This window comes from Sphingomonas sp., from assembly GCF_019746015.1.
In the GTDB taxonomy this organism is placed as follows: Bacteria; Pseudomonadota; Alphaproteobacteria; order Sphingomonadales; family Sphingomonadaceae; genus Sphingomonas.
Genome location: NZ_JAIESM010000097.1, coordinates 1 through 9,098 on the forward strand (window position 1 = coordinate 1; position 9,098 = coordinate 9,098).

The following is a 9,098-nucleotide window of genomic DNA, read 5'->3' on the forward strand; positions in this document are numbered from 1 at the left end:
TGCTTTCCGCTAAGCATACAGGAAGCGGACGCCCAGCGCAAAGCGCGGGTCAAAATTCAAACTGCGACACTACCGACAATACTGAAAGCTTGACCGGCACCCCCTTGCTCGCTATGGCGCCCACCTTCGCGGCAGGGCATTGCCCTATCGCTCTCATTCATTCGACAAGCATCAGAGGCATTTCATGGCGAATACGCCGCAGGCGAAAAAGCGGATTCGGCGGAACAACCGCCGCGCGGACATCAACAAGAACCGCGTCAGCCGCATTCGTACCTATGTGAAGAAGGTCGAAGCCGCGCTTGAGGCAGGCGATGGCGCCGCCGCCGCTGTGGCGCTGGCCGCCGCGCAGCCGGAGATCGCGCGCGGCGTCGCCAAGGGTGTGCTCCACAAGAACACCGCCGCCCGCAAGTTTTCGCGGCTGACGAAGCGCGTTACCGCGCTCGCCTGAACCCCCTTTACCGTTCGCGAGGATGGCCCGTTGGCACCATGCCAGCGGGCCTTTTTTCGTGGCGGCCGCCGGCGCCCGTCCAGCGTTCCGGCCGGGCGCGCGAAAACCACGCATTTCTCGCGATTCGCAATTTTTCAGTTTGATGACGCGACAGCAAAATACATATATATCAATAGTATAAGACCATGGATGACGGGAATCTGCGGGCTTGGGCGTGTCAATCCGTATTATTTCAAATTGTTGACATTGTTCGCTTGCGCGACTCGTTTGGGTCTTCATAATCGACCTTCGCCGGCCGCTGATTGTGGCTCGGCGTCCAGTGAGCTTCACCTCCAGTCGGATTCGATTCCGGACTGAAAGAAGCCTTTGTCGATGGAGATGGCTGCGCCGGAGGAGTGTTTTCCGGCGAGGGGAGAGATGTGCGTGCGTAGCATCGGGGCGTTGGGAACGGAAAAGATGAGCGATGTCGCGCGAGCCTGGGGACGGGTGCGCGCGGGCCTGCGCGAATCGGCGGGCACGCGTTTGTTCGAACAGTGGCTGAAGCCGCTGACCCTGATCGAAACCGATGAGCCCGATACGGTGCGCCTGGCCCTGCCTTCCGCCTTCATGACCAATTGGGTGCGCAACAATTATGGCGAGCGGCTGACGCACGAATTCCGCGCGCTGGTGCCCGGCGTGCAGCGCGTCGTGATCGAAACGGTGAGCGCGGCCGCTGCGCTGCCGGTGATGAGCGCCGACATCGTGCCGATCGAGCAGGCAAAAGCAGCGCCCGCGCCGGCGCCGGTGCGGCCCGCCCCGTCCGCCGGGCTGGACCCGCGTTTCAGCTTTTCGCGCTTCCTGGTCGACGCATCCAACCGCGTCGCGTTCAACGCCGCGCGCGCGCTGGCGGCGCCCGGCGCCCCGCGCTTCAGCCCGCTGTTCATCCACGGCGCCACCGGCATGGGCAAGACGCACCTGATGCACGCGATCGGCGCGGCCTTTGCCGAGGCGGTGCCGAACGCGACGATCATCTACATGCCCGCCGAACGCTTCATGTTCGAGTTCGTCCAGGCAATGCGCGCGCGCGACACCTTTGCGTTCAAGACGCGGCTGCGCTCGGCCGATCTGCTGATGATCGACGATCTGCAGTTCATCGCCGGCAAGGATGCGACACAGGAAGAATTCTTCCACACCATCAACGAAGTGATGGCCGCCGGCAAAAGGCTGGTCGTCGCGGCCGACCGCTGCCCGCAGGCGCTGGATGGGATCGAGGCGCGGATCATCACGCGCTTTTCGGGCGGGTTCGTGGCCGACATCAAGGCACCCGAACTGCCGCTGCGCCGCGCCATCCTGGAAGCGCGGCTGGCCGAGATGCCGGGCGCAGCCGTGCCGGAAGACGTGCTGGCGCTGCTCGCGCAGCGGCTTTCGGGCAGCATCCGCGAGCTGGAAGGCGCGCTCAACCGGCTGGTCGCCTATGCCCAGCTGACCGAGGCGGCAATCGACATGGACTTTGCGCTCGCAACGCTCGGCGATGTGCTGCGCGGCGCCCAGCGGCGCGTGACGATCGACGAGATCCAGAAGGCCGTGTCGACCTATTTCGACCTGAAGCCCGTCGATCTCGTCTCCGCCCGCCGCGCGCGCGCGGTGGCCCGGCCGCGCCAGATTGCGATGTATCTGGCCAAGCGGCTGACCACGCGCTCGCTGCCCGAGATTGGCCGCAAGTTCGGCGGTCGCGACCATTCGACCGTCATCCACGCGGTGCGCCGGATCGAGGAACTGCGCAGTGAGGATAGCGAAGTCGATACCGCCGTCCGCCGGCTGATCACCGACCTGGAAAATTGACGGCAGGGGCGCCGGCGCCTCTCGCCTAACCGGCGGTGAACAGGTGCGTGCCGTCGGCCTGCTGGCGCAGGCTGATCGGCCGGCCGGTGAACCGCCGGGCCTCGTCGATTGCGGTCAGCATGTGCTGGCTGGGCTTCACCGTGGTGAAGCTGCCGTCGGCAACGGCAAAGGGCAGCACCAGCTGATCCGCCAGATATGGCCCGGCGAACGCGTTCGAGCCGCCATAGCCGGTCATCCGGGCGGCAGCGGTCTTCGCCAGCCGTTCGGCGGGCACGCCCAGCTGGCCAAAGCCGCTCACAATCTCGGTCACCTGCTCATGGCGCGCCTCAAGCATCAGGATGATGCCCGGGCCCTGGTCCACCGGCAGCTCGCGCAAGGCAAAGGCGTCGTCGGGCCAGTCCGCCAGGTCGCGCCGCACGCGGCTGAGCAGCCGCTGCGCGATCTCGCCGGGCAGTGCCGCGAACAGCACCTGCGCGGCAACCCCCAGCGGCGCCCCCCGCGACAGGCAGTCGATCGGGGCGAGCGGGGCCGGGGCGATCTCCACTTCGATGCGGCCACCGCCGCGCGGGTAGAAGCCGTGGCGGCTGAGCCGCGCCGACACACGCGGCCCCATGCGGTTGATGACCGGCAGGAAGCAGCGCTCGATAAAGTCGAACGGCGGCGCCAGCATGTTGTGCGTGCCGCCTTCCAGCACCAGCCGCGACGGGCCATCCGCCAGCAGCAGCGGCATCAGCACCGTCTGCAGTACCAGCCCGGTCGAGCCGGCAGTGCCGACCGCGATATGATAGTCACCCGGCGTCACCCGGCCGGGGCGGAACTCGAGCGACGAAGCGCCAACCGCCAGCCCTGCGCATTCCGACCCGGAAATGACGCACGCCGCCTCGATCGCGGTGACGTGCTGCCGCATCAGGCCGGGCTTCGGGCGCTTGGCGCGGATGTTCTCGATCCGGAAGGACTGGCCGGTGATCAGCGACAGCGCGCACGCATTGCGCACCATCTGCCCGCCGCCTTCGCCTTCCGATCCGTCGATGGTGATCATGTGCTCTTCCAATTGGTCGCGCCCGGTTGCGGGATGAACACGTCAGCGGTCCAGCAATCGCTTTGCCGGGTCCCCACTTCCGCCTTGCAGCGCCGGCAACGCATGTTTGGGCCGTCGCACCCGTCAAGTCCGCAGCACCCGTTCAAGCGGCAGTGATCGTCCACCAGTTCCACGGCGTCCTCCGTATCGCGCGGGTTCATCCAGAACTGTGGCGAAAACTCCAGCTTTGCAGGATGTTCCGGGTCAAACGACTTCTGCATCGGGTCCATGGACTCGATGGCGACACCCACCGGCGAAATGGGCTTTCCGTCGCTCCACTCCAGTTCGTTCGCGTCCGCGATTGCCGGACCGATGCTGATCGGCCCGCTGAGCGCCGCGCCGCAAGCCGTGCAATGCAAGATGGCCATCATGACACGCTCTCCAGGAGGCGTCTGCGCAAAGGGGATCACCCCTTCACGCAGACCACCTGCTTCAGTGTATGCACGATCTCCACCAGATCGGCCTGCGCGGCCATCACGGCTTCGATCGGCTTGTAGGCGCGCGGGGTTTCATCGATCACGCCCGCGTCCTTGCGGCACTCAACGCCCTCGGTGTCGCGGATGTGCTCATCGAGCGTCACCAGCTTCTTGGCCTCGGTGCGCGACATGATCCGCCCCGCGCCGTGGCTGCAGCTGTCGAAGCTCTCCGGGTTGCCCAGCCCGCGCACGATGAAGCTTTTTGCCCCCATCGAGCCCGGGATGATGCCCAGCACGCCCTTGGCCGCCCGCACCGCCCCCTTGCGGGTGACCAGCACATTCTCGCCGAAGTGGTTCTCGCGCGTCACATAATTGTGATGGCAGTTCACCGCCTCCAGCTCGGCCTCGAACGGCTTGGCGATCTGCACGCGCAGCGCGGCGATGACGTTGGTCATCATCATGCGCCGGTTGAGCGCGGCAAAGTCCTGTGCCCAGCCCACCGCTTCGACATAATCGTCGAAATGGTCGGTCCCTTCGGGGAAATAGGCCAGGTCTTCATCGGGCAGGTTGATGTGCCATTTGCGCATGTCCTGCTTGGCCAGCTCGATGAAGAAGCTGCCGATCGCATTGCCCACCCCGCGCGAGCCCGAATGGAGCATCACCCAGACGCGTGCATCCTGATCGAGGCACAGCTCAATGAAGTGGTTGCCCGTTCCCAGCGTTCCCAGATGCACCAGATTGTTGGTGTTCCTGAGGCGCGGATGCCGGTCGCACAGCCGCTCGAAGCGCGCGGCAAGCGTTGCCCAGGCGCTGACGATGCCCGCCGGCGGCTCGCCCCACGATCCCTTGTCGCGCTTGCCGCGGCCCACATCTCGCCCGTGCGGCACCGCCTGCTCGATGGCCGAACGGATGCCCTCCAGACTGTCCGGCAGGTCATGCGCCATCAGCGACGTGCGCGCCGCCATCATGCCGCAGCCGATGTCGACGCCGACCGCTGCCGGAATGACGGCGCCCTTGGTCGGAATGACCGAGCCGACCGTCGCGCCGATCCCCACATGCACGTCCGGCATGGCCGCGACATGCTTGAAGACGAACGGCATCTGCGCCGCGCGGGCCAGCTGGTCACGCGCCTTGTCGTCAACCGGCACGCCGCGCGTCCACATCTTGATCGGCACGCCACCTTCGATGGCCTGAAACTCGTAAGTCGTTGTGGTCATGGCAGACCTCCCGTTGCAATTATTGGTGCCGGCGACGCGCATTGGCGAGACGTTTTTCGCCGCGCCTACCGGTGTCCCGGCGGAAGCGTGGAACCACCGAGCCCTCGCCCGGCCGGTGGGCGCCCCAGGCGCTGGCGACGCTGCGTGCCCGCGGCAGAAACCGCCCGGCGATCGATGAAAACAGGCGCTCCATGGCCATGGCGAAATCCTCATCCGGCCTTCGGGGCGGCCGGCCCATTCCGGCCGCCCCTTCATCCGGCGATGCCGGGCGGTGCGATCCGCCCGACATCATTCAGAATTGCAGGGGCCGTGCCAGTTGGCTGTGCCGTGACGGGATGAATCACTAAACATCAGATAAATAGTGATATTGTTTTGCCCGTGGGAATTGCGGAAAAATCTCGCGGCCGAAGGGCGCGGCAGAATTTGTATCCTGACATATAAACAATTATAGCACCGGCGCATGAAGTCCGTCACCGTCATCGGCTTTCTGGGGTCGACGCTCGACGCCGCCAAACTCGGTCCGTCCCGCTGGATGAAGTGGCGGCCGTCGGTTGGCTTGTGCATGCATGAAGACCTGCGCGTCGATCGCTTCATCCTGATCCATGGCGCCGTGCATCGTCGGCTGGCCGAAATTGTGCGTGCCGACATCGCCGATGTTTCGCCCGAAACGCTGGTGGAGCAGCAGGTGATCGACTTTGCCGACCCGTGGGATTTCGAGGAGGTGTACGGCAAGTTGCTCGATTTCGCGCGCGCCCAGTCGTTCGATCCGGACGCCGGGGATTATCTGATCCACATCACCACCGGCACCCATGTCGCGCAGATCTGCCTGTTCCTGCTGACCGAGGCGCATTATCTGCCCGGCCGCCTGCTGCAGACCCAGCCGCGGCGCGGCGCGCCCGATGCGGCGGGCACCTGGAGCGTGATCGACCTTGACCTGTCGCGCTATGATTCGATCGCCACCCGATTTGCGGTGGCCAGTGCCGAGAGCACGTCGTTCCTGAAATCGGGCATCGACACCCGCAACGCGGCGTTCAACGCGATGATCGAGGAGATCGAACAGGTCGCCAGCCGCACGCGCGCGCCGATCCTGCTGATGGGGCCGACGGGTGCGGGCAAAAGCCAGCTCGCGCGCCGCATCTTCGAGCTGAAGCGGCTGAAGCGCCAGATCGTGGGCCAGTTTGTCGAGGTGAACTGCGCCACGCTGCGCGGCGACAGCGCGATGTCGGCGCTGTTCGGGCACAAGAAGGGTGCGTTCACGGGTGCAGCGGCCGATCGGCCCGGGCTGTTGCGCACCGCCGATGGCGGCATGCTGTTTCTCGACGAGATCGGCGAGCTGGGCCTTGACGAGCAGGCGATGATCCTGCGCGCGATCGAGGACAAGCGCTTCCTGCCGGTGGGCGCGGATCGCGAGGTGGAAAGCGGATTTCAGCTGATCGCCGGCACCAACCGCGATCTGGCCCGGTGCGTGGCGGACGGCACATTCCGCGAGGATCTCTACGCCCGGCTCAACCTGTGGACCTTTGCGCTGCCCGGGCTCGCCGACCGGCGCGAGGATATCGCCCCCAATCTCTCCTACGAACTCGATCGCTACGCCGAGCGGCAGGGCGAACGCGTGACCTTCAACAAGGAAGCGCGCGACGCCTATCTGGCCTTTGCCATGTCGGCGCAGGCGCGCTGGCCCGGCAATTTCCGCGATCTGGCCGCCAGCGTGACCCGCATGGCGACCTTTTCACCCAAGGGCCGCATCGATGGCGCGGTGGTGGCAACCGAAATCGCGCGTCTGCAACGCCTTTGGGCCGGCACCTTGCCCCCCGGCGACGGTCTGGAGGCGCTGCTCGACAGTGAGACGCTGGCCGCCCTCGATCCGTTCGACCGGGTGCAACTCGCCTATGTGGTGGAGATTTGCCGGGCCAGCCGGTCGCTGTCCGACGCGGGGCGCCGCCTGTTCGCCGCGTCGCGCGAGAAGCGCTCCAGCGTGAACGACGCCGACCGGCTGCGCAAATATCTGGCACGATTCGATCTGGACTGGCTCCGGCTGAACTGAGCCATGGCCCAAGCGGCCCGCCAGGGCAGCGTGAGGATTGCGTGGGGAAATGGTGACGGAGAAGGGGCCGTGACGTGTCGGCAAGGCGTTGCATCGCAACGGTTTGCGGCCCCCATTCGGCCATCCGCTACCGGTAGAATTGCCGTTTCTAGCTTCATGGGCCACGTCGTTCCGATCGAAGCGCTCTCGCCCGGCCATGTGCCACCCTTGTTCGTGAATGGGGGCGAATGGCGATCATCGTAATCACCACCCACATAATCTTATTAGAGCTGCCTATTTCCTGCATCAATTGCTTGTTTGGAACGGGGCGATTGGCATGAGGTCACGGGGATTTGCATACGCAGCAATTGCAATTCTTGCGTTTCAAGGATGCGCGGGCTCCCCGCAACCGGCGCCGAAAATTGGTGTTTACGGCTTGTCTTCCGAACGCGTTTCCGGCGCTGAATCGGTGCGCGTTCCCGGGGCATATGGATTTGACCGGATCGTAGTGCTGGTGACCATCGATGTTGACGGCAATGTCATCGATGCGACGGTTACGGAAAACAGGTTCGGTGGCGACACCAGTGCCGCCCTGGCGGCGGCGAAGACATGGAAGTTCCGGCCGCAGTCGTTCGACGGAAAACCTATCCAGGCAGTGGGCGAAATCTCGATTGGCTTGGACCCGCCCGAAATCCCGCCTGATACGTCCGTGCCGTTTCCAGCCGCGTCGCCGGCGGACATCGAAATCACCCTTGAACGGGGTGCGTGTTACGGAACGTGCCCGGATTATCGGGTGACGATCACCGGCGATGGGAAGGTCCGCTTCTCCACTCGCGAGATGAACTTTCCGGGCACCGCGGCGGAAGTCCACCGCATGTTCCAGGGGGACAATGTTTTGTGGGGAGGTACGCACGAGGCAAAGGTTAGCCCCAAGGCGGCCGCTGACCTGATCGAACGATTTCGGGCATCCCACTTCATGGGAATGAAGCCCGGATATGTGGCCGGGATAACCGACATTGCGACCTATGCTTTGACGCTGCGCGTGGGAAAGGTGACGAAGCGCGTGGTCGATTACGCTGGCAAAGAGGTTGGAATGCCTGTCAGCGTGATCGCTCTGGAAGATGCTGTGGACGAGGTTGCCGGCTCCGATCGGTGGGTTCGCGGGAACGCCGAGACTGTTGCTCTGCTCAAGGCTCAAGGATTTGATTTCCGATCACGCCGTGCTGCGGAACTGGTTCATGCCGCGATTCAGCTCAACCGGTGGCCGCCGAGGCCCGCTGGCATCAATGACCTGATCCGCGCGGCGATGGCCGAGGGGCTCGATTTGTCGACGCCGGTCGATGTCGGCGGCCCCGGGCGGTCGAGCGCGTCCGCGACAATCGGTTCGCTGATTGCCCAATATGCGGCAGAAACCGGAAACATCGCCCTTTTCGAGGAGATGAAGCGCGCGGGGCAAGTCGCGCGGATGACCAAGAAGAGTCTGGCGGCGGCCTTCCTGAGCGACATGGGTTGCAGCGCCCGGATCGCGAAAGCTCTGGTTGAAGCGGGCGCAAATCCGAAATCGATCGGTGAACAGGGCAATGCGTTGCACCAGCTCCGACAAAGCTACGGAGGTTGTGCCGAAGCCGGCAGCGCCAAGCGCGTTGAAATGGCGGCGGCACTTGTCGCACTTGGTGTGCCGGTGGACGCGCGCGATGGCATCGGCCAGACGCCCTTGATGGGTTCTAACGACCCCGCATTTGCGCAGACACTGCTGAAAGCAGGCGCCAATCCGAACGCCAAGGACGATGATGGGACCAGTGCGGTGTTGGCCCAGGATGATGACCGTGTGGTGCTCACATTGCTGCGCGCGGGCGCGGATCCCAAAGCGAAGAATGCACAGGGCACGTTGCGTGGGCAGGCCCGCAAACGCCATTGGCCGGGGACGTTGGCATGGCTCGACGAGCACGGGATCAAATAGGCCGGTCCGTGCCCGCCAAAGGCCGCCGATTTTCCTGGCTTCTCCAGACATCTGCGGAGGCGTCCGGAAAGAAAAATGGTGCCCAGAAGAGGACTCGAACCTCCACGCCCTTGCGAGCGCCAGCACCTGAAGCTG

At 64.8% G+C, this 9,098-nt stretch carries 7 protein-coding genes; 4 read left to right on the top strand and 3 right to left on the bottom strand.

From position 1 onward, the window contains the following. Positions 1-184 precede the first annotated feature (184 nt). Together rpsT and dnaA are read left to right on the top strand one after the other, a co-directional pair. Positions 185-448 (top strand): 30S ribosomal protein S20, encoded by a 264-nt coding sequence (gene rpsT, locus K2Y03_RS12755; RefSeq protein WP_294091147.1) that lies wholly within the window; start codon positions 185-187, stop codon positions 446-448. Positions 449-904: 456 nt separating this feature from the next. Further along, positions 905-2,269: a chromosomal replication initiator protein DnaA gene (gene dnaA, locus K2Y03_RS12760; protein ID WP_294091149.1), complete on the top strand. Its 1,365-nt coding sequence runs from the start codon at positions 905-907 to the stop codon at positions 2,267-2,269. A 25-nt stretch (positions 2,270-2,294) separates the two neighbouring features. On the opposite strand, the gene rtcA is transcribed toward dnaA, so the two are convergent. The 3 genes from rtcA to K2Y03_RS12775 are packed head-to-tail and all read right to left on the bottom strand — an operon-like array spanning position 2,295 to position 4,980. Beyond that, positions 2,295-3,308, bottom strand: a complete 1,014-nt coding sequence (gene rtcA / locus K2Y03_RS12765; protein ID WP_294091151.1) for an RNA 3'-terminal phosphate cyclase — start codon at positions 3,306-3,308, stop codon at positions 2,295-2,297. Further along, a complete protein-coding gene (locus tag K2Y03_RS12770; RefSeq protein ID WP_294091152.1) occupies positions 3,305-3,718 on the bottom strand; it encodes a hypothetical protein in 414 nt (137 codons plus the stop codon). The genes rtcA and K2Y03_RS12770 overlap by 4 nt, the downstream gene beginning before the upstream one ends. Positions 3,719-3,753: 35 nt before the next feature. Next, the gene (locus K2Y03_RS12775) at positions 3,754-4,980 is read right to left on the bottom strand and encodes an RtcB family protein (protein WP_294091153.1); all 1,227 of its coding nucleotides are present in this window, start codon (positions 4,978-4,980) and stop codon (positions 3,754-3,756) included. Positions 4,981-5,440: 460 nt separating this feature from the next. Here K2Y03_RS12775 and rtcR point away from each other — a divergent pair, with 460 nt between their 5' ends. Together rtcR and K2Y03_RS12785 are read left to right on the top strand one after the other, a co-directional pair. Beyond that, entirely contained in the window at positions 5,441-7,024 is a 1,584-nt protein-coding gene (rtcR, locus tag K2Y03_RS12780; protein WP_294091155.1) for an RNA repair transcriptional activator RtcR, read from the top strand. Positions 7,025-7,517: 493 nt separating this feature from the next. After that, positions 7,518-8,963 carry a DUF6438 domain-containing protein gene (locus K2Y03_RS12785; RefSeq protein ID WP_294091156.1) on the top strand — a complete coding sequence of 482 codons (1,446 nt, stop codon included), beginning with the start codon at positions 7,518-7,520 and terminating at the stop codon, positions 8,961-8,963. Positions 8,964-9,098 lie beyond the last annotated feature (135 nt).

Coding starts and splice junctions, on each gene's coding strand:
- rpsT (WP_294091147.1), top strand. CDS start 185: ATGGCGAATACGCCGCAGGCGAAAAAGCGGATTCGGCGGAACAACCGC.
- dnaA (WP_294091149.1), top strand. CDS start 905: ATGAGCGATGTCGCGCGAGCCTGGGGACGGGTGCGCGCGGGCCTGCGC.
- rtcA (WP_294091151.1), bottom strand. CDS start 3,308: ATGATCACCATCGACGGATCGGAAGGCGAAGGCGGCGGGCAGATGGTG.
- K2Y03_RS12770 (WP_294091152.1), bottom strand. CDS start 3,718: ATGATGGCCATCTTGCATTGCACGGCTTGCGGCGCGGCGCTCAGCGGG.
- K2Y03_RS12775 (WP_294091153.1), bottom strand. CDS start 4,980: ATGACCACAACGACTTACGAGTTTCAGGCCATCGAAGGTGGCGTGCCG.
- rtcR (WP_294091155.1), top strand. CDS start 5,441: ATGAAGTCCGTCACCGTCATCGGCTTTCTGGGGTCGACGCTCGACGCC.